Here is an 18,871-nt window from a genome sequence, read left to right on the forward strand (position 1 = left end):
CGTTCAGCCGGGCGACGACCTGGCCGGCCTTCACCTGCGAATTATAATCGGTGAGAATTTCGACGACCTGGCCCGAAAGCTGCGAGCCGACGAGGACGGTGGTGACCGGGGTCAGCGTGCCGGTGCGCGCACGGCGGCGGTGATCCGATCAACCACTTGCGCAAGGTCGCTCAGGCCGTCCGCGCGTCCCGGGTCGCCGCCAGCAGGTCGCGCAAGGTGGTGATCGTCGAGGCGTCGGCGACGCCGTCGACCTTGTCCTGCCGCCAATGGCGCTGGAAGGCCGCGACCACGGCCTCGAGCCTCTCGTCGAAGACGCCGTCGACCGTCACGCCATAGCCCAGCATCGCGAACATCGCCTGCAGCGCCTCGACCGGCTGGCCGCTTTCGCCACGCGCCAGGAAGCGGCCGCTGCGGATCGGAGCGGGTTCCGCCCAGACGCCGACGCCGCCTTCGGCGAAATAGCGCCACGGGAATTTCTCGCCGGGGTCGATCTTGCGGCCGGGCGCGATGTCGGAATGGGCGAGCACGCGCTCGGGCGGGATGGCCCAGCGCTCGCAGATGTCGCGGCAGAGGTTCAAGGTCGCCGCGATCTGCTCGGGCGGGAAATCGGGCAGGCCGCCGGGATGGCCGGGATTGGCGATCTCGATGCCGATCGAGCAGGAGTTGATGTCGGTCTCGCCGGCCCAATGCGAGGCTCCGGCATGCCAGGCCCGACGGCCCTCCGGAACGAGTTGCAGCGTATGGCCGTTCTCGAAGACGAAATAATGCGACGAGACCTGCGAGACCGGATTGCACAGCCATTGCAGCGCTTCGCCGGCGTCGCTCATGCCGGTGTAGTGCAGGATCAGCATGTCCGGGCGGCGGGCAGGGGCGTCATCACCGGCGTCGTCGCCCGCGCCATTGCCGCTCGGCTTGCGCTCGCCATGATTCGGTGACGGAAAGATCTTGGCCGCGAAGCGGCTGTCGGGATGGGCGGTTTGGCTCATGCTGGGTTCTCTCAGGCCGGTTCTCGCGGGCGCTTGGTCGCCAGGTTCTTGGCCGCCAGCCCGCGTTCCGCCTCGATCGTATCCCAGGCGGCATTGATCGCGGCGAGGCGGCGTGTGGCGATGGCTACAGCCTCCTCAGGCAGGCCGCGCGCGATCTCGCGGTCGGGATGGGTCTGTGCGACCAGCTTGCGATAATGCTGCTTCAAGGCGGCATCGTTCATCTCGCGCGTCGCGCCCAGCACCAGATAGGGGTCGTCGGGCCGGCGCATATGGCGCGCCTCGATGCGGGCGAAACCGGCCTCAGCGATGCCGAAGATCGTGGCGACGTCGCGCAGATAGGCGTGCTCGTCCTGATGGATCGCGCCATCGGCCGCCGCGATCAGGAACAGCCCGTCGAGGACGTCCTCGAGCAAGGCAGGCTCGTCGCGGAAGGCTTCCGCGATCTGCGTCGCATAGGCTTCGAAGCCGGCGCTGGTCTGCTTGGCGAGGTCGAACAGGCTTTCGATCCGGGCCTGCTGGTCGGGCGGTACGATGACGATACGCCGGAAGGCGGCGATCTCGTCGCGCGTCACGACGCCGTCCGAACGCGCCATCTTGGCCGCAAGCGCGACCAGCCCTGTGGTGAAGACGAGCTCGCGCGGGGCCGGCCCGAATGGCGCGCCCTCCCGGTCGATCAGGACATGGCCGGCGACCGCGCCGATCAGCGCGCCGAGCGGGCCGCCGAGCGCAAGACCGAGGCCGCCACCGCTCAGCGCCCCCCAGAATGACGAAACCATGATACGGGCAACTCCCGGCCTGACCTGGTGGATGAGGATAGTGACGAAGGGCCGCGTCGGACAGGCCGGCTCGGCGCGGGATGGTGCCGTTAGCGATATTTTTTCGCTGCGGCATCGCCCGAGAGGCGATTTCACCACTCCGGCCGTGAAATGCGTCCTCAATGGGGCAATGTCTTCGGTCGAGATTGTCGTTGGGTTAACGCAACCTTCGGTTGCGCGCTCTTGATTCGATTACATGCCGAATACTCCAGCGATCAATATCGAATAATTCCCTGTTGATAGCGCCAAAGCACAGATTTATTGTGCCTCCGGTCAGATTATGGTCGCATTTACTGATCATTTGCCTCTGCCCTTCAGCCATGTTCCAGCATGAAGGGTAAAATTGATCATGCGATATACCACAAGCGCCGCCGCCATTTTCGCGATTTGCCTCATCGGATTTCAGCCTGCCAAAGCTGAATCGGTCAACGACGAAAAGGATGCGCTGGCGTTCATCGTGAGGGACGCTGAGATCGCTCGTGACAAGGCTGCCGCGCAGGGTGGGCACGAGACCGCGAAGACTGAAAAGGCCTCGCAGGCACGGCTTGCCCGGTCCGGGAAGACGGCGATGCGCGCAGTCCCTGCGCTGGCCGCGCCGGCCGGTTCCGAGGGCCTCAAGGCGCTGGTTGCGCGCCATGCAGCGGCCAATGGCGTGCCGTTCGCGCTGGCTGACGCTGTCGTGCGGATCGAGAGCCGCTACAACCCCCGCGCGGCCCATGCCGGCAATTACGGCCTGATGCAGATCCGCCACCAGACCGCGCGCGGCCTGGGCTATACCGGCGGGGCGAGCGGCCTGCTCGATGCCGAGACCAATGCGCGCTATGCGATGAAATATCTGGCTCAGGCCTATCGCCTTGCCGGCGGCGATACCTGCAAGACCGTGATGAAATATCAGAGCGGCCACATGACTGAGCGCATGAGCGGCGCCAACCGAACCTATTGCGCCAAGGTCCGCACCATCAGCGCCCATAGCTGAGCCGCGGCCCGGCCGGCTTGACGCGGCGCGCCCAAGCGCGCACTAGCGACCCGCCAGTCGGCCGGACGGCCGCTCCCGTTCGCGGGGGAGGGAAAGTCCGGGCTCCACGGAAACACGGTGCCGGATAACGTCCGGCGGGGGCGACCCCAGGGAAAGCGCCACAGAGATCGAACCGCCTTCTGCCAAGCGCTTCGGCGCCTCGGTGCGAAGGTAAGGGTGAAAAGGTGCGGTAAGAGCGCACCGCGGACCCGGCAACGGGGACGGCATGGCAAGCCCCACCGGGAGCAAAACCGAATAGGGACGATGCTTTCCGCGCAAGCGGGGAGGGGCCTGTTTCTGGGCCTTGTCGTCCGGGTTGGTTGCTCGAGGCGCGCAGCAATGTGCGTCCCAGAGGAATGGCCGTCACGTCGGGGGAGCGATCCTCCGGCCATCCAGAACCCGGCTTATAGGCCGACTGGCAATTCTCGACCGTCGGATATTCTACTCCGGCGGACATCTGACGCGGCTTTCTGCGCTTCCGGTGCTCACGGACCGATGTCCGCTCCGCTCCGGTTCTCGAAAGCCACGCCAGCTGACTCACCGGAGCGAATCTCCGATCGGCCTCGGATGGTCCGAGGCCTCACGAGACGTCTCGCGGCCTATCGGCTCACGCGACCTTCAGCTCGACGTCGATATTGCCCTTGGTCGCGTGCGAGTAGGGGCAGACGATATGGGCCTTCTGGACCAGGTCTTCGGCCACGGTCTTGTCGATGCCCGGTACCGAGATGGTCAGCTTGACTGCGATGCCGAAGCCGGCGCCGTCATCGCGCGGGCCGATGCCGACATCGGCGCTGACGCGGGCGTCGTCCGGGATCTTCACCTTCTCCTTGCCGGCGACGAATTTCAGCGCGCCGAGGAAGCAGGCGGAATAGCCGAGCGAGAACAATTGCTCGGGATTGGTGCCGTTGCCGCCGCCGCCGCCGAGTTCCTTGGGCGTGTTGAGCACGACATCGACATTGCCGCTATCCGTGGCGGCCTTGCCCTCGCGGCCTCCGGTGGCGGAACCATGGGCGGTGTAGAGGATTTTCATCGGGAATCTCCTTGGTCTTGGTGATCGTTCGGGTCTTGGTGATCGTTCGGCGGGTCGCGATGCGGGACCGGTTGATCGGCGAACTTGCATCGGCGATTTAGATCGTGCACAATTGAATTGTCAACGAGCAAAATGAGCCCGCTCACGTTGAGTTGATTGCGTCGCCGGCTGCGTTCTGGTCTGGGGTGAGCAGGAGGTGGCGGCTGGCGCTGGGAAGGGAAGCGATGACGGCTAAGAAGGTTCCCGAGCAGCATTCGCCCCGGCTGGAGGATCAGCTTTGCTTCGCGGTCTATCTCGCGGGCCATGCCTTCAACCGCGTGTATCGCTCGGTGCTGGCCGAGCTCGGCCTGACCTATCCGCAATATCTGGCCATGCTCGTGCTGTGGGAATGTGACGGGTTGACGGTGAAGGGGATGGGTGAGCGGCTCATGCTCGATTCCGGCACGTTGACGCCGCTGCTGAAGCGACTGGAGGCCGCCGGCCTGATCCGCCGCGAGCGCGACCGCGAGGATGAGCGGCAGGTGCGGCTATACCTGACGGCGCAGGGCGAGAGCCTGCGCGATAAGGGGCGCTGTGTGCCGGACGGCATGGCGCGCGCGCTCGGTGGCACGCTGGAATCCAAGGACCGGCTGCTGGAGCAGTTGAACGCCTTGCGCGATGCGCTGCTCGCGGCGGCCGAGCCGGCCTGAGGCGCAACAGAAGCCCGAAAATTATTTCGCATGGGCTGCCCGCCCGCGCGGCTGCCGTATGGTCGTTGCGGGGCCGGTTTCGGCGTCATTCCGCGCATGCTTACGGATACTTAACCTTAACGGGCTGTGATGGGGCGAAGCATCGGCAGGTACCTGTCGGCGCATGCGATTCCATTGACGCCCATAAGAACCCATGCTATCCCAAATCATCCCGTCGAAGCAGACAGGCGACAGTCAGGTCAAGGTCCGTGTGCCGCGCGGATTTCGGCCCGCCCTCGCGCTTTGCCTGCTTCGACGGGGTGTCGTGCCCTCGGCTGTTGCCGAGCCGGGCATGCATGTGAAGAGCAGGCCGGGAGGCGGCGTTGACAGACCGCTTCGTCTCGAACTTCACCAATCGGCTCGACGCCAAAGGGCGCGTGTCCATCCCTGCGAGTTTCCGATCGGTCCTGGCGAAGGACGGCTACGAGGGGCTTTACGTCCATCGCACGCTGGACCTGCCGGCGCTGGATGCAGGCGGCCACGCCTTGCGGGCGACGATCGACGATATCCTGGCCCGCTTCTCGCCCTTCTCGGACGAATGGGAATTGCTGTCGACGGCTCTGAACGGCGCCTCGGAGGTGCTGAAGGTCGATCCGGAGGGACGCATCATGCTCAGCGAGGCGCTGAAGACGCATGCCGGCATCGCAGATGCGGTGACCTTTGTCGGCCACGGCCACAAGTTCCAGATCTGGGAGCCGTCCCGCTTCGAGGCGCATCTGGAGGCGGCGCGGACGCGGCTGCGAGACGTCAAACGCAGCCTGGGAGTATCATTGCCAATTCCAGCCACTTCGGGGGCGGGGACATGAGGGGGCGTCGTAGGCTCGACGAGGTCGCGGTCGACACGGGCGCCCGCCATGTCCCGGTGCTGCTCGCCGAGGTCCTGCAGGCGCTCGCATTGCAGCCGGGCGGCCGCTATCTCGATGGCACCTTCGGGGCCGGCGGCTATGCCCGCGCCCTGCTCGAGGCTGCGCCCGGCGCGACCCTTCTGGGGCTCGACCGTGATCCGACGGCGATCGCGGGCGGGGCGGATCTCGTCGCCGAGATGGCTGGCCGGCTGACCTTGTCGCAGGCGCGCTTCGGCGAACTCGCCGAGGAGGCGCGGCGTTTCCAGATGGCGCCGCTCGACGGCGTTGTGCTCGATATCGGCGTCTCCTCCATGCAGATCGATCAGGCAGAGCGCGGCTTCTCGTTTCGCTTCGACGGGCCGCTCGACATGCGCATGGGGCGCGAGGGCCAAAGCGCTGCCGACATCCTCAACGAGTCCGAGGAAGGGCTGCTCGCCAACATCTTCTATCACTATGGCGAGGAGCGGCGCTCGCGCGCCGTGGCGCGCGCCGTAGTCGAGGCGCGGCGCAAGGAGCCGCTGACGACGACAAAGCAGCTTGCCGATCTCGTCGCCGGCATCGTCTGGACCGAGCCCGGCGGGGCCCATCCCGCGACGCGGGTGTTCCAGGCCTTGCGCATCGCGGTCAATGACGAGCTTGGCGAGCTGGTCAAGGCGCTGCACGCCGCCGAAGCCGTGCTCAAGCCCGGCGGGCGGCTGGTCGTGGTGACCTTCCACTCGCTGGAGGACCGCATCGTCAAGCAGTTCATGGCGGCGCGTTCGGGCCGTAGCCCTGCGGGCTCGCGCCACGCGCCCGTGGTCGCCATCGCCGAGCCGACCTTCCGTCTCGTCTCGAAGGGGGCGGTCGCGCCGACAGAGGCCGAGATGCGGCTCAATCCGCGGGCGCGCTCGGCCAAGCTGCGCGCGGCCGAGCGACTGGCCACTGCCGCGCGTGCCGCCGAGCCGGATCTGGTGGCGCTCGCCGAAGTGCCCGACCCACAGCCGCGCCGGAGGCCCTGAGCGTGATCAAGCTGCTCCATGTCGTCGCCATCGGCGCGCTCGTTTCCTCGGCGCTCTATGCCTACACGATCAAATACGGCACCACTCTGGAGGCCGAGCAATTGCAGAAGATCAAGGGCAAGACGCAGCGCGAGCGCGAGGCCATCGCCGTGCTCAAGGCGGAATGGCAGTTCCTCACCCGGCCCGATCGCTTGCAGACGCTGGCCGACCGCCATCTCGATCTGCAGCCCTTCTCGGTGACGCAGGTCGTGCGCGCCTCCGACATTCCCAATCGCGGCCCCAAGGTCGACGCCATCGGCCGCAAGCTTGAGGATCTCGGGCTGGGCCTGCCGACAGAGACCCCCAGGGATCGCAAGGCGAGCGCAACCACGCCCGGAGGCCGGCCATGAGCGTTGAGACGACCTCCGAGCCTGGCGCCGAGGCGCCGCCGCCGGCACGCCGGCTGTTCGGCTTCCTGCGCGAGGTCTTCCGCATGAGCGGCGAGAAGAGCCAGCCGCGCGTCGGCCTGGTGATCCTCGCCTTCTCCGCGCTGTTCCTCGCCATCACCGGCCGGCTCGTCATGCTGGCGACGCTGCCCAGCGAGCAGGTCGGCCTGCGCCGGGCCACCGCGAATGCGATCTCCGCTGCGCGGCCCGATATCCTCGACCGCAACGGCGTGGTGCTGGCGACCGATATCAGGACGGTTTCGGTCTTCGCCGAACCGCGCAACATCCTCGACAAGGACGAGGCGACGGAGCTCCTGACCGCCGTCCTGCCCGATCTCGACGCCAAGGAGCTGCGCGAGAAGCTCGGCACCAGGAAGGGCTTCGTCTGGATCAAGCGCGAGATCACGCCGCGCCAGCAGGCGGAGGTCCACCGGCTCGGCATCCCCGGGGTTGGATTCGTGCCCGAGAACAAGCGCGTCTACCCCAACGGACCGGCCGCGGCCCATGTGTTGGGCTTCGCCAGCGTCGACAATGTCGGCATCGCCGGTATGGAGAAATACATCGACACGCAGGGCCTGCAGGACCTGTACGGGGCGGGGCTCGCGACGCAGGCCTCCGACCTGAAACCGGTGACGCTCTCGGTCGATCTGCGTATCCAGCACCTGCTGCGAGACGAATTGGTCAAGGGCATGGAGCGATTCAAGGCGATCGCCGCCGCTGGCGCCATCCTGGACGTCAACACCGGCGAGGTGCTGGGGCTGGTCTCGCTGCCGGATTTCGACCCGGGCAATCCGGTTGACGCGCTGGAGAAGGACCGGATCAACCGGATGAATGTCGGCGTCTATGAAATGGGCTCGACCTTCAAGGCGCTGACCATCGCGATGGCGCTGGATTCGGGCAAGGCGAACATCAATTCGAGCTATTCGACCGCGGGCGGGATGATGCGCTTCGGCCGGCAGGTCATCAAGGAATACCATGGCACGGGGCGCACGCTGACGGTGCCGGAAGTGTTCGTGCATTCGTCGAACATGGGTTCGATCAAGATGGCGCTCTCCGTCGGCGTCGAGGGCCACAAGGCCTTCCTGAAGAAGATGATGCAGCTCGACCGGATGCAGACCGAATTGCCGGAAAGCGCATCGCCGATCGTGCCTACGCGCTGGGGCGAGATCAACACGGCGACGATCGCCTTCGGTCACGGGCTCGCGGTTGCGCCGATTCAGGCGATGGCGGCGGTGGGCGCGCTGGTCAATGGCGGCACCTTCATCACTCCGACCTTCCTGAAGCGTTCCGAAGAGGACGCAAAGAAGACCGGCGTGCGCGTGATCAAGCCGGAGACCTCGGAAGCGATGCGCTTCATCATGCGCGTCAATGGCGAGAAGGGCTCGGCCCGCAAGGCCGACATCCCCGGCTATTTCGTCGGCGGCAAAACGGGAACGGCCGAAAAGGTCATCAACGGGCGCTACGCCAAGAACCGCAACTTCACCACCTTCACGGCGATTGCGCCGTCCGACAAGCCGCGCTTCCTCTTCCTTGCGATCTATGACGAACCCAAGGGCTATGCCGAAAGCGGCGGCTACTCGACGGCCGCCTGGAACGCCGGTGTCACCACCGGCAAGGTGATCGAGCGCGCGGCGCCGATTCTCGGCCTGGCGCCGCGCTTCGAGCCCCCGACGGCGCCGTTCCCGCTGATGGCGAAGCTCGGCGCCTGGGGCAGTCGCTGATAGCATGGCGGGGCGGTTGTTGTTGTGGGCAGGCAGGGCTTTGAGCGAGCGATGAATGCGCGAAACTGGAGCCTTGGCCAACTTTTTCCCGAGGCCTTCCCCTCCGACAAGGACCGCAGCGTAACGGGTGTCGCCTTCGACAGCCGTAAGGTCGCGCCCGGCACAGTCTTCGTGGCACTCGCCGGGGCCAAGGCCGACGGTGCGCGCTTCGTCGCGGACGCGGTCGCGCGGGGTGCGACTGCCGTCGTCTCGGGCCAGCCCAGGCCGAAGGATCTCGACGGCACGATCGCCTTCGCACAGGTCGGCGATCCGCGCCTGGCCTTGTCGTTGGCGGCGGCGGTCGTCCATCCGCGCCAGCCCGCAACCATCGTCGCGGTGACGGGCACGAGCGGCAAATCCTCGGTCGCCGACTTCACACGCCAGATCTTCCAGGTGCTCGGCCATGAGGCGGCGAGCCTCGGCACGGTCGGTATCGTCACCTCCAAGGGCTCGAAATACGGCTCGCTGACGACGCCCGATCCGCTGTCGCTGCATGCCTCGCTCGACAAGCTTGCGAGCGATGGCGTCACGCATCTGGCGATGGAGGCCTCCTCGCATGGGCTCGACCAGCGCCGGCTCGACGGGGTGCGGCTTGCTGCCGGCGCCTATCTCAATCTCGGCCGCGACCATCTCGATTACCACCCCACCGTCGAGGACTATCTCGACGCCAAGCTGCGGCTCTGGGATCTGCTGCCCGCTGGCGCGCCGGTCGTGATCAATCGCGACGGGGCGTTTGCCGACAAGGCCGCCGCCGCCGCTATAGCGAAGGGCCATCCCATCATCGGCGTCGGCCGTACCGGTGAGACGCTGACATTGCTGGAGGTGCTGCGGGAGGGCTTTTCGCAGCGTCTGCGGGTTCGGGCTCAGGGTCGGGAGATCGAGGTCGTGCTGCCGCTGGTCGGCGATTTCATGGCCGGCAATGCGCTGGCCGCCGCCGGGCTCGCTGTCGCGACGGGCGAGGCGCCAGAGGCCGCGCTCAACGCTTTGTCGGGCCTCGTCGGCGTGCCGGGGCGGCTCGAACGCGTCGGCTCGCTGAAGGGTGGGCTCGCCGTCGTCGATTTCGCCCATAAGCCCGACGCCCTGGAGGCCGTGCTTGCGACCTTGCGGCCCTATGCGGCGGGGCGTCTGATCTGCGTTTTCGGCTGCGGCGGCGATCGCGACCGCGGCAAGCGGCCGGTGATGGGCCAGATCGCGGCCGATCTCGCCGATCTCGCGATCGTGACAGACGACAATCCGCGAACCGAGGATCCCGCCGCGATCCGGGCCGAAATCCTGGCGGCTTCCCCCAAGCTGACCGAGATCGGCGACCGGGCGAAGGCCATTCGCCACGCTGTCGGCCTGCTGGGCGCAGGCGATGTCCTCGTCGTAGCCGGAAAAGGCCATGAAACCGGCCAGATCATCGGCGACCGGACATTACCGTTCTCGGATCAGGACGTCGTGCGGGCGGCGATTGCGGAGATGAGTCAATGAGCGCGCCCTTGTGGAGCGGAGACAGCCTGGTCGCGGCCATGGGGGCGCGGCTTGCCGGGGCAATGCCGGCCGCCGTGACAGGGGCTTCGATCGACACCCGCACGCTGGAGCCGGGCGACGCCTTCTTCGCCATCCAGGGGGAGGCGCGCGACGGCCATGAATTCGTCGCTGGGGCGCTCGCGAAAGGCGCCGCGCTCGCGGTGATCGACGAGGCGCATGCCGCACGATTCAGCGGCGAGGGGCCTTACGCCGTGGTGCCCGACGTGCTGCGGGCGATGGAGTTGGCCGGCGCGGCGCGCCGGGCCGAACTCAAGGCCCAGGTCGTCGCGGTGACGGGCTCCGTCGGCAAGACCGGCACCAAGGAAGCGCTGCGGCTCGTCCTGTCGCGTCAGGGCAAGACGCACGCACCGGTCGCCTCCTACAATAATCACTGGGGCGTGCCACTGACCTTGTGCCGCACGCCGGCCGATGTCGCCTATGGCGTTTATGAGATCGGCATGAGCAACCCCGGCGAAATCCTGCCGCTGGCCCGGCTCGTGCGCCCGCATGTCGCGATCATCACGACGATCCAGCCGGTGCATTTGGCGGCCTTCGCCTCGCTCGAAGGCATCGCCGAAGAAAAGGCCTCGGTGTTCTGGGCCTTGGAGCCTGGCGGCACCGCCATCATCAACGCCGACATCCCACAGACCGAGCTCTTGCGCAGTCTCGCCAAGGCCGGCCCGGCCGGGCGCATCATCAGCTTCGGCGAGAGCATGGATGCCGATGTCAGGCTGGTTTCCTGCGCGCTGAAACCGGATGTCTCCACGGTCGATGCCGTGGTGATGGGCCAGCCGGTCACCTATCGGCTCGGCAGCCCGGGCAAGCATATCGTGCTGAATTCGCTCGCGGTTCTCGCTGCCGTCGCGGCGCTTGGCGCCGATCTCGCTTTGGCGGCGCTGGCGCTGGGCGATCTCAAGCCGCCGGCCGGACGCGGCGCACGGCAGATCCTGCAAGGGCCGGGCGGGGCCTTCGCACTGATCGACGAGAGCTATAACGGCAACCCGGCCTCGATGCGGGCGGCGATCGAGAATCTCGGTCGCATGCCGGTCTCCGGGCGCGGCCGGCGCGTTGCCGTGCTGGGCGACATGCTGGAGCTTGGGCCGAGCGGGCCCGACCTCCACAAAGGCCTGGCCGAGGTTGTGCTCGGCAACGGCGTCGACAAGGTTTTCGCCTGTGGTCCATTGATGCGCGGGCTCTACGACAGCTTGCCATCCACCCTTCGGGGGGCTTATGCCGCCCAGTCGAGCGGACTCGAGCCGCTCGTACTGGATGCGATCAGGGCCGGCGACGTCGTCACGGTCAAGGGGTCGCTGGGTTCGCGCATGGGGCCGATCGTGAAGGCGATCGTGGCGCGCTTTCCGGCCCTGCAGGCCGATGAATAGAACAAGAGACTGAAAACCGATGCTTGTCTGGCTCGCCGACTTCTCCGGCACGTTCCCGATCCTGAACGTGTTCCGCTACATCACCTTCCGCGCTGGCGGTGCAACTGCGACCGCGCTTCTTTTTGTCTTCTTCTTCGGTCCGGTTGCGATCTCCTGGCTGCGCATCAAGCAAGGCAAGGGCCAGCCGATCCGCACTGACGGACCGGAATCCCATCTCGCCAAGCGCGGCACGCCGACCATGGGCGGGCTGATGATCCTGGCCGGGCTGTTCGCGGCAACGCTGCTCTGGGGCAATCTGCGCAATCCTTACGTCTGGATCGTGCTCGGGGTCACCGCGAGCTACGGCGCCATCGGCTTCTACGACGATTTCCTGAAGGTCACGAAGCAGTCCCACAAGGGCTTCTCCGGCAGGGCAAGGCTCCTGCTCGAGGTGGCGATCGCGCTGATCGCCTGCACCTTCATCATGCAGACGCAGCCGCCGGCGATCTCGTCGGGCTTCGCCATGCCCTTCCTCAAGGAAGCGATCATTCCGCTCGGCATCCTGTTCCCGCTGGTCGCCGCCTTCGTCGTGGTCGGGGCCGGTAATTCGGTGAACCTGACCGACGGGCTCGACGGGCTCGCCATCGTGCCGGTGATGATCGCGGCCGGCACCTTCGGCTTCATTGCTTATCTCGCCGGTAACGCCATCTTCGCCAACTATCTGCAGATCCATCATGTCCCAGGCGTCGGCGAGCTCGCCGTGATCTGCGGCGCGATGATGGGTGCGGGGCTCGGCTTCCTCTGGTTCAATGCGCCGCCGGCGCAGATCTTCATGGGCGACACCGGCTCGCTCGGCCTGGGCGGCATGCTCGGCACCATAGCGGTCGCGATCAAGCACGAGATCGTGCTCGCCATCGTCGGCGGCCTGTTCGTGGTCGAGGCGCTCTCGGTCATCATCCAGGTCGCGGTGTTCAAGCGCACCGGCAAGCGCGTCTTCCTGATGGCACCGATCCACCATCATTTCGAGAAGCTGGGCTGGACCGAGCCGCAAGTGGTGATCCGCTTCTGGATCATCTCGGTGGTGCTGGCGCTGGTCGGTCTCTCCACGCTCAAGCTGCGCTGACATGACGCCCGTGACAGTTTTCAAAGGCAAGCGCCTGGCTCTATTCGGGCTCGGCGGCTCGGGGCTGGCCACAGTGCGCGCCTTGAAGGCGGGCGGGGCGGAGGTCGCGGCTTGGGACGACAACCAAGCGAGCCGCGACAAGGCTTCAGTCGAGGGCATTGCGATCGTCGATCTCGCCTTGGCGGACTGGGCGGGTTTTGCGGCGTTCATCCTATCGCCGGGCGTGCCGCTGACCCATCCGCAGCCGCATTGGACGGTCGAGAAGGCCAGGGTCGCCGGCGTCGAGATCATCGGCGATGTCGAATTGTTCTTCCGCGAGCGGGCGAAGATCGCGCCCGCCGCGCCGGTCGTCTGCATCACCGGCACCAATGGCAAGTCGACGACGACGGCGCTGATCGCGCATGTGCTGCGCCAGGCCGGCCGCGATGTGCAGATGGGCGGCAATATCGGCACGGCCGTGCTGGCGCTGGAGCCGCCGGCGCAAGCCCGCATCCATGTCATCGAATGCTCGAGCTACCAGATCGACCTCGCGCCCTCGCTGACGCCGACCGTCGGCATCCAGATGAACCTGACGCCGGACCATCTCGACCGGCACGGCACCTTCGAAAACTACGGCGCGATCAAGGAGCGCCTCGTCGCCCAGTCCGACATCGCCGTGATCGGCGTCGATGACGAGCCGTCCAAGCAGATGGCGCGGCGGCGCGCGGCCTCAGGCCTGCCGCTGGTCAAGATCAGCGGCGAGCAGCCGCTGGATGAGGGCGTCTTCGCCGGCATCACGGCCAATGCCGGCAAGCTCGACACCCGCATCGTCCAGGTCAAGGACGGCAAGCCCAAGGTCGTGGCGAACCTCGCCGGCATCGGCAGCTTACGCGGCTCCCACAATGCCCAGAACGCGGCGGCGGCTTTTGCGGCCTGTTTCGCGCTGGGACTGAGCGCCGAGGAGATCGCGGCGGGCTTCAAGACCTATCCGGGGCTGGCCCACCGCATGGAGGAGATCGGCCGCGTCGGCCGGATCGTCTTCATCAATGATTCCAAGGCGACCAACGCCGATTCCACCGAAAAGGCGCTGACCTCCTTCCGCGACATCTTCTGGATTTTGGGCGGCAAGGCGAAGGAGGGCGGCATCGAGAGCCTGACGCGCTACTTCCCCAACATCGCCAAGGCCTATCTCATCGGCGCGGCGAGCGATCTGTTCGCGGCGACCTTCGATCAGGACGGCCGCGTCGCTTACGAGCGCAGCGGCACGCTCGATGTCGCGGTCGCTGCCGCGACACGCGACGCGCAGGCTCAGCCCGGCGAAGGCGAGATCGCGGTGCTGCTCTCGCCGGCTTGCGCCTCCTTCGACCAGTTCCCGAATTTCGAGGTGCGCGGCGACGCCTTCAGGGCGTTGGTCAAGGCCTTGCCGGGATTTGTGGGGTTCGGAGCGGGTTAGGCCGTTCCACAGACATGCTCGTCAAACCCGATCATGTCGATGTGTCCATGATGTAGGGAACGCTGCTCGCGACGATGGCGAGCTCGATCGCATTGAAGAGCATGCCGCCGCAATGCAGCCAGCGTAGCTGACGGGCCGCATCGGCAGGCCGGGCATCGATCTGGGCATCCAACCGCGGCAAGAACCAGCGGCGCGCCGAGACCGTGAAAGCCAAGACGCCGATGCCAATGACGACGGCCCGTCGACCCGCCACGGCGAAAGCCACCGTTCCAATGACACTGGTGATCGTCAATGCCAGGAAATAAGCATGGAACATGCCGCGCAAAAGCCGGGCGACTTGCGGGATGTCGAGTTTGAAGAAGAGAAAGCCGGGCGCCGCCAGCAGGAAATAAGCCATCGGAAGCATCAGAATGACGATGGCGAAGAAGGCAGCGGCATCCGTCGTCATGCGAGCACCCGTAACGTTCCCGCCGTGCAAGGGGTTTTACGGCAGAAGGCTGCAACAATATCCGCCTGGATATAGCCTCGACACTATTGGGCTTTAGTCGGATGCGGTCGCATAAGATCGCTGCCCGGCGCGTGAGATCGTCGTCGCAGCAGCGTCACCATCTGCACGCTGCGCCTAAGGTCTAGTTGCTTGGGTCCGCCGCCTTCAGCACAACGATGACCTTACGATATGCTCCCAACGAAATCGATTGAGGGTCCGGCGCGACAGCGGCGACGCAAAACAGCGACGAAGAAAGACACCGACAAAAAGAACCCAGACAGCGGAGGACACAGATGGGCAGGCTCTCTTGGCGCTGGTGGTCGCGAAACAAGAACAAATCCCTGGACGAGGCGGGGCTCTCTTCCGGACGGTTTGAAGGCGAGGATCGGCGCCAACTGCTCCAGGCACTCTCCGCCATCGCCGGCGGCGGCGCCCTGGCTGCGATGCCGCAACCCGCGGGTGCGAAGGATTCGAGCGAATTGCCGCCCCCCAAACGGGTGCTGACCGGTCGCGATGCGGCTGGCAAGTCGGTGTTCAAATCCGTCGATGTCACCTCCAAGGTGGTGGAGATCGATTCCAATCCGGGACTGACATTCTACGAACTCTATATGACCGAGGGCGTGCCACGGCTCACCGGCCAGGAGCTGGACCCGATGCTCCAGGGAACGAGGGCCTTTCCCGGCCCGGGCGGCACGATGTTTCGCCTGATCTCGTATCCGCCGAAGCGACCCGAGGGCTGGAAGCCGCCGCCCGGCGTCACTTTCGCGAGCGCGTTGGGAGAAATGTCGGAGAAGATCCCTCGCATGGGGGATCATTTCGAGCAGGGCGCGCCAGGCATGCACACCTCGGACACCATCGACTATGGGGTCGTGGTTCGTGGCGAGATGACGCTGGAACTGGACGACGGAAAGATCGTCCATCTGCGCCAAGGCGATTGCATCGTGCAGAACGGAACCCGGCATCGCTGGCGCAACCCGTTGCCGGAGCCCTGTCTCATGGCCTTCATCTCTGTCGGCGGACAGCGCGGCTAGAGCAGGATGCGAAAAGTGGAAACCGGTTTTTCGCGTCGATCCCGCTCCGCCTCATGCAGTCGGCTCCGGGCGAAACTCCACCGTGGCGCCTAGTTCGACCAGCTTGTCGCGGAGGCGACGCAGCTGGATCGGCAGGCCGGTCCCAACGACGATGTCGCGCTCCCCCGCCAAGGCCAGGACTTCTGGCAACGACAGGCCGAGAGCCTGTCTCATAACCTGAACCACCTTGAGCTTTTGCGAGCCGACATCGGTGATGACCAGAGCGCCCTGCTGGAAGTCCGCTGGGTCGCATGTCGTTTCGTCCAGCGGAAACTCCTTCTCCAGTGCCTCCCGCTCCAGTGCCTCCCGCTCCAGTGCCTCCCGCTCCAGTGCCTCCCGCTCAATGACACCCTGATGGACCTCGCTCCATAACGCGTTTGTCATGTCGGCTTCGGTCTCGATGAGCTTCAGGAGCTGCTCATCGTCATCCTTCACGTCGTTCAGAGCCGACAGAAGCTGACCGAAACGTTGAAGGCTCGCAGCCGCAGTGACGGCATCCCAGCGCCCGGCACCGTGCGCTGCGTAGTAGACGGGGAAGCCGGCCGATCTTTCATCGATGTCGATGAAGAAGGGGTCGTCGAAGCCGTTCAGTGCGATGACATACCATCCCGGCTGCCAATCGCCCGATGCTCGTGACACAAGGCTTTCGCCCGTGATCCCGTGAGAGCGGAAGCCGACCTGCCAAGCCCCGATCTCGTGAAGTTCGGGGTAGTGGGTCGGCAAGGCCAGATTGCCGACGACAATCCGTGCTTCGATGAAATCCCTGATCACGTCCTGAAGACCGTCGGCCAATGGGTCGCTCTCATTTGGTGCCATGGTTTCGACGAGATCCGATTGAGGTAACGGCTTCATGCCAGATTCTGCGGCACCGCGTCAGCCGAGCTTCGCAACATGATCGAACCTCCCGGTCCGATAAGGACAGGGCTTCACCTGGCAGATCGCGCTACTCACCGCGCCCTCGGAATCAAACGCTTAACCATTCATTGACAGAGTGATTCGGAAACGAGGCGCATCTCTGCGCCGTGCTCGATCTTGGAGCCAAGTATGGTCTCTCGCGCGGAACCCAGTCTCAGCGGCCGCTGGTGGTGGTCGATCGACCGCCTCATCCTCAGCGCCCTCGTGGCGCTGATGGTGTCGGGCGTCGTCTTGCTGATGGCGGGTGGGCCGCCGGTCTCGGAACGGCTCGGGCTCTCGACCTTCCATTTCGTCAACCGCCAGGCGGTCTATCTGCTGGTCGCGCTGACGGTCGTCATCGTCGTTTCGTTCATGACGCCGCGCCAGGTCCGGCGTTCGGCCTTGCTGCTCTTCGTGGTTTCGCTCGCCATGGTGGTGGCGACGCTCTATCTCGGCGTCGAGGTCAAGGGCGCGCGGCGCTGGCTGACCATGGGGCCGCTGGGCTCGGTGCAGCCCTCCGAATTCCTGAAGCCCGCCTTTGTCGTGCTCGCGGCCTGGGCCTTCGCCGAGGGTACGCGCCGGCCCGACCTGCCGGGTACGATCATGGCCTTCCTGCTGTTGCCATTGACGATCGTACCGCTCGTGCTGCAGCCCGATTTCGGCCAGACCATGCTGATCACACTGGTCTGGGCCGGGCTGTTCTTCGTCGCCGGCTTGCACTGGTTCTGGGTGCTGGGGCTCGGCGGCGCCGGCGCCTTCGGCATCCTGGTCGCCTATCAGCTCGTGCCGCACGTCCGTGCCCGCATCGAGCGCTTCATGGACAAGGGTTCGGGCGACACCTTCCAGGTCGACACCGCGCTGGAGAGCTTCGCGCAGGGCGGCTGGTTCGGCAAAGGGCCGGGTGAGGGCACCGTGAAGCGCATCCTGCCGGACGCGCATACCGACTTCATCTTCGCCGTCACGGCGGAGGAGTTCGGCATCATCGTCTGCATCGCGCTGGTCATGCTGTTCGCGCTGATCGTGCTGCGGGCGCTGTTCGTGGCGCAGAAGGCCGAGGATCCCTTCGTGCGCCTGGCGACGACGGGCCTCTCGCTGCTCTTCGGCATCCAGGCCGCGATCAACATGATGGTCAATCTGCACATGATGCCGGCCAAGGGCATGACTTTGCCGTTCATCTCCTATGGCGGCTCGTCACTGATCTCGCTCGCCATCGGCACCGGCTTCCTGCTGGCCTTGACGCGCAAGCGCCCGCGCGCCGTCGATCTCGGCGCATTCAGGCGCTGACCGCGATGGCAAGAGACATGCTCGTCGTTCTGGCCGCCGGGGGCACCGGCGGCCATCTCTTTCCGGCCGAGGCACTGAGCCATGCGCTGCATGCTCAAGGAGCGCGCGTCGTGCTGATGACCGATACGCGCGCCGCCGAATATGCCGGCGATTTTCCAGCCGAGGCGGTGCATGCCGTCCAGGCGGCAACGCCGTCGGGCCGTTCGCCCCTGAAGATGGCCGGCGCACTGCTGACGCTGGCGAAGGGCGTCTTCGCAGCGCGGCGGATCGTCAAGGAACTGAAACCGGCGATCGTCGTTGGCTTCGGCGGCTATCCGACGGTTCCTCCGGTGCTCGGCGCCTCGCTTGCGGGCGCCAGGACGCTGATCCACGAGCAGAACGCCGTGATCGGCCGTGCCAACCGCTTCCTGGCTGGTCGCGTCGACATCATCGCGACGGGCTTCGCCGAGGTCGGCGGGCTGTCGGCCTCGACCAAGGCGAAATGCCGGCAGGTCGGCAACCCGGTTCGCCCGGCCGTGCTAGAGGCGGCCTCGCCCTATGCTGCTCCCGGCGACGGCATGCTCAATCTCCTCGTCTTCGGCGGCAGCCAGGGTGCGCGGGTCATGGCCGATATCGTGCCGCCGGCGGTCCAATTGCTGACCGAGGCCGAGCGCGCGCGCCTGACCGTGATGCAGCAGGCCCGGCCGGAGGATGACGAGCGGGTGCGCCGCATCTATGCGAGCGCCGGGGTCAAGGCCGAGATCGCACCCTTCTTCAAGGACCTGCCGGCGCGCATGGCAGCAGCGCAACTCGTCATCGGACGTGCCGGTGCCTCGACCGTGGCGGAGCTGACGGTGATCGGCCGGCCGGGGATCCTCGTGCCGCTGCCGGGCGCGCTCGACCAGGACCAGGCGGCCAACGCCGCCGTGCTGGAACGCGCCGGCGGCGCGATCCGTATCCTGCAATCCGATTTCACGCCGAGACGGCTGGCGAGCGAGCTTTCCGGCCTGCTTGCCGACCCCAACCGCTTGACGGCGATGGCGGGCAACGCCAAGAGCGCCGGCATTCCCGATGCGGCCGAACGACTCGCCCGCCTCGTCATCGACGTCGCTGCGTCCTAGAGGCTGTAC

18 protein-coding genes and 1 other RNA gene are annotated in these 18,871 nt (G+C 66.2%); 14 read left to right on the forward strand and 5 right to left on the reverse strand.

What is annotated here, in order from left to right:
• Positions 1–170: 170 nt before the first annotated feature.
• Positions 171–986 carry a peptidoglycan recognition protein family protein gene (locus RMR04_RS08770; protein WP_311914190.1) on the reverse strand — a complete coding sequence of 272 codons (816 nt, stop codon included), beginning with the start codon at positions 984–986 and terminating at the stop codon, positions 171–173.
• Between the two features lie 11 nt (positions 987–997).
• Positions 998–1,762 carry a TerB family tellurite resistance protein gene (locus RMR04_RS08775; RefSeq protein WP_311914191.1) on the reverse strand — a complete coding sequence of 255 codons (765 nt, stop codon included), beginning with the start codon at positions 1,760–1,762 and terminating at the stop codon, positions 998–1,000.
• Between the two features lie 607 nt (positions 1,763–2,369).
• On the opposite strand from RMR04_RS08775, the gene RMR04_RS08780 reads away from it, so the two are divergent.
• Together RMR04_RS08780 and rnpB are read left to right on the forward strand one after the other, a co-directional pair.
• A complete protein-coding gene (locus RMR04_RS08780; protein ID WP_311914192.1) occupies positions 2,370–2,777 on the forward strand; it encodes a lytic transglycosylase domain-containing protein in 408 nt (135 codons plus the stop codon).
• Between the two features lie 53 nt (positions 2,778–2,830).
• An RNA gene (gene rnpB, locus RMR04_RS08785) (RNase P RNA component class A) lies at positions 2,831–3,239 on the forward strand.
• A 184-nt stretch (positions 3,240–3,423) separates the two neighbouring features.
• Here the strand turns inward: rnpB and RMR04_RS08790 are convergent.
• Positions 3,424–3,846, reverse strand: a complete 423-nt coding sequence (locus RMR04_RS08790) for an organic hydroperoxide resistance protein (RefSeq protein ID WP_311914194.1) — start codon at positions 3,844–3,846, stop codon at positions 3,424–3,426.
• Positions 3,847–4,070: 224 nt separating this feature from the next.
• Here RMR04_RS08790 and RMR04_RS08795 point away from each other — a divergent pair, with 224 nt between their 5' ends.
• The 9 genes from RMR04_RS08795 to murD all read left to right on the forward strand — a co-directional run bounded on the left by RMR04_RS08795 (position 4,071) and on the right by murD (position 14,027).
• Complete coding sequence (locus tag RMR04_RS08795; RefSeq protein WP_311914196.1) at positions 4,071–4,535, forward strand: MarR family winged helix-turn-helix transcriptional regulator; 465 nt, start codon at positions 4,071–4,073, stop codon at positions 4,533–4,535.
• Between the two features lie 362 nt (positions 4,536–4,897).
• The gene (locus RMR04_RS08800; RefSeq protein ID WP_311914197.1) at positions 4,898–5,380 is read left to right on the forward strand and encodes a division/cell wall cluster transcriptional repressor MraZ; all 483 of its coding nucleotides are present in this window, start codon (positions 4,898–4,900) and stop codon (positions 5,378–5,380) included.
• Positions 5,377–6,417 (forward strand): 16S rRNA (cytosine(1402)-N(4))-methyltransferase RsmH, encoded by a 1,041-nt coding sequence (rsmH, locus tag RMR04_RS08805; protein ID WP_311914198.1) that lies wholly within the window; start codon positions 5,377–5,379, stop codon positions 6,415–6,417. The genes RMR04_RS08800 and rsmH overlap by 4 nt, the downstream gene beginning before the upstream one ends.
• A 2-nt stretch (positions 6,418–6,419) precedes the next feature.
• A complete protein-coding gene (locus RMR04_RS08810) occupies positions 6,420–6,806 on the forward strand; it encodes a cell division protein FtsL (protein ID WP_311914199.1) in 387 nt (128 codons plus the stop codon).
• Positions 6,803–8,563, forward strand: coding sequence for a peptidoglycan D,D-transpeptidase FtsI family protein (locus RMR04_RS08815; RefSeq protein ID WP_311914200.1), 1,761 nt, complete (start codon positions 6,803–6,805; stop codon positions 8,561–8,563). The genes RMR04_RS08810 and RMR04_RS08815 overlap by 4 nt, the downstream gene beginning before the upstream one ends.
• Positions 8,564–8,614: 51 nt before the next feature.
• Positions 8,615–10,072, forward strand: a complete 1,458-nt coding sequence (locus RMR04_RS08820) for a UDP-N-acetylmuramoyl-L-alanyl-D-glutamate--2,6-diaminopimelate ligase (protein ID WP_311914203.1) — start codon at positions 8,615–8,617, stop codon at positions 10,070–10,072.
• The gene (locus RMR04_RS08825) at positions 10,069–11,493 is read left to right on the forward strand and encodes a UDP-N-acetylmuramoylalanyl-D-glutamyl-2,6-diaminopimelate--D-alanyl-D-alanine ligase (RefSeq protein WP_311914204.1); all 1,425 of its coding nucleotides are present in this window, start codon (positions 10,069–10,071) and stop codon (positions 11,491–11,493) included. Before RMR04_RS08820 ends, RMR04_RS08825 begins: the two co-directional genes overlap by 4 nt.
• A 19-nt stretch (positions 11,494–11,512) precedes the next feature.
• Positions 11,513–12,595 (forward strand): phospho-N-acetylmuramoyl-pentapeptide-transferase, encoded by a 1,083-nt coding sequence (gene mraY, locus RMR04_RS08830; RefSeq protein ID WP_311914206.1) that lies wholly within the window; start codon positions 11,513–11,515, stop codon positions 12,593–12,595.
• 1 nt (position 12,596) lies between these two features.
• Complete coding sequence (murD, locus tag RMR04_RS08835) at positions 12,597–14,027, forward strand: UDP-N-acetylmuramoyl-L-alanine--D-glutamate ligase (protein ID WP_311914209.1); 1,431 nt, start codon at positions 12,597–12,599, stop codon at positions 14,025–14,027.
• 31 nt (positions 14,028–14,058) lie between these two features.
• Here murD and RMR04_RS08840 read toward each other — a convergent pair whose 3' ends face one another.
• Entirely contained in the window at positions 14,059–14,475 is a 417-nt protein-coding gene (locus RMR04_RS08840; protein ID WP_311914210.1) for a hypothetical protein, read from the reverse strand.
• Positions 14,476–14,807: 332 nt separating this feature from the next.
• On the opposite strand from RMR04_RS08840, the gene RMR04_RS08845 reads away from it, so the two are divergent.
• Positions 14,808–15,545: a cupin domain-containing protein gene (locus RMR04_RS08845; RefSeq protein WP_311914211.1), complete on the forward strand. Its 738-nt coding sequence runs from the start codon at positions 14,808–14,810 to the stop codon at positions 15,543–15,545.
• Positions 15,546–15,596: 51 nt separating this feature from the next.
• On the opposite strand, the gene RMR04_RS08850 is transcribed toward RMR04_RS08845, so the two are convergent.
• Entirely contained in the window at positions 15,597–16,436 is an 840-nt protein-coding gene (locus RMR04_RS08850) for a hypothetical protein (protein WP_311914212.1), read from the reverse strand.
• Between the two features lie 192 nt (positions 16,437–16,628).
• On the opposite strand from RMR04_RS08850, the gene RMR04_RS08855 reads away from it, so the two are divergent.
• Together RMR04_RS08855 and murG are read left to right on the forward strand one after the other, a co-directional pair.
• Complete coding sequence (locus tag RMR04_RS08855) at positions 16,629–17,762, forward strand: FtsW/RodA/SpoVE family cell cycle protein (RefSeq protein ID WP_311914213.1); 1,134 nt, start codon at positions 16,629–16,631, stop codon at positions 17,760–17,762.
• Positions 17,763–17,779: 17 nt separating this feature from the next.
• The gene (gene murG, locus RMR04_RS08860) at positions 17,780–18,862 is read left to right on the forward strand and encodes an undecaprenyldiphospho-muramoylpentapeptide beta-N-acetylglucosaminyltransferase (protein WP_311914214.1); all 1,083 of its coding nucleotides are present in this window, start codon (positions 17,780–17,782) and stop codon (positions 18,860–18,862) included.
• The last annotated feature ends 9 nt before the right edge of the window (positions 18,863–18,871 follow it).

Source organism: Bosea sp. 685 (genome assembly GCF_031884435.1).
Classification (GTDB): Bacteria; Pseudomonadota; Alphaproteobacteria; order Rhizobiales; family Beijerinckiaceae; genus Allobosea.

Bases quoted from the DNA above. Each gene is read 5' to 3' on its own strand.
- RMR04_RS08770 (WP_311914190.1), bottom strand. From the start codon at position 986: ATGAGCCAAACCGCCCATCCCGACAGCCGCTTCGCGGCCAAGATCTTT.
- RMR04_RS08775 (WP_311914191.1), bottom strand. From the start codon at position 1,762: ATGGTTTCGTCATTCTGGGGGGCGCTGAGCGGTGGCGGCCTCGGTCTT.
- RMR04_RS08780 (WP_311914192.1), top strand. From the start codon at position 2,370: ATGCGCGCAGTCCCTGCGCTGGCCGCGCCGGCCGGTTCCGAGGGCCTC.
- RMR04_RS08790 (WP_311914194.1), bottom strand. From the start codon at position 3,846: ATGAAAATCCTCTACACCGCCCATGGTTCCGCCACCGGAGGCCGCGAG.
- RMR04_RS08795 (WP_311914196.1), top strand. From the start codon at position 4,071: ATGACGGCTAAGAAGGTTCCCGAGCAGCATTCGCCCCGGCTGGAGGAT.
- rsmH (WP_311914198.1), top strand. From the start codon at position 5,377: ATGAGGGGGCGTCGTAGGCTCGACGAGGTCGCGGTCGACACGGGCGCC.
- RMR04_RS08815 (WP_311914200.1), top strand. From the start codon at position 6,803: ATGAGCGTTGAGACGACCTCCGAGCCTGGCGCCGAGGCGCCGCCGCCG.
- RMR04_RS08820 (WP_311914203.1), top strand. From the start codon at position 8,615: ATGAATGCGCGAAACTGGAGCCTTGGCCAACTTTTTCCCGAGGCCTTC.
- RMR04_RS08825 (WP_311914204.1), top strand. From the start codon at position 10,069: ATGAGCGCGCCCTTGTGGAGCGGAGACAGCCTGGTCGCGGCCATGGGG.
- mraY (WP_311914206.1), top strand. From the start codon at position 11,513: ATGCTTGTCTGGCTCGCCGACTTCTCCGGCACGTTCCCGATCCTGAAC.
- murD (WP_311914209.1), top strand. From the start codon at position 12,597: ATGACGCCCGTGACAGTTTTCAAAGGCAAGCGCCTGGCTCTATTCGGG.
- RMR04_RS08840 (WP_311914210.1), bottom strand. From the start codon at position 14,475: ATGACGACGGATGCCGCTGCCTTCTTCGCCATCGTCATTCTGATGCTT.
- RMR04_RS08845 (WP_311914211.1), top strand. From the start codon at position 14,808: ATGGGCAGGCTCTCTTGGCGCTGGTGGTCGCGAAACAAGAACAAATCC.
- RMR04_RS08850 (WP_311914212.1), bottom strand. From the start codon at position 16,436: ATGAAGCCGTTACCTCAATCGGATCTCGTCGAAACCATGGCACCAAAT.
- RMR04_RS08855 (WP_311914213.1), top strand. From the start codon at position 16,629: ATGGTCTCTCGCGCGGAACCCAGTCTCAGCGGCCGCTGGTGGTGGTCG.
- murG (WP_311914214.1), top strand. From the start codon at position 17,780: ATGCTCGTCGTTCTGGCCGCCGGGGGCACCGGCGGCCATCTCTTTCCG.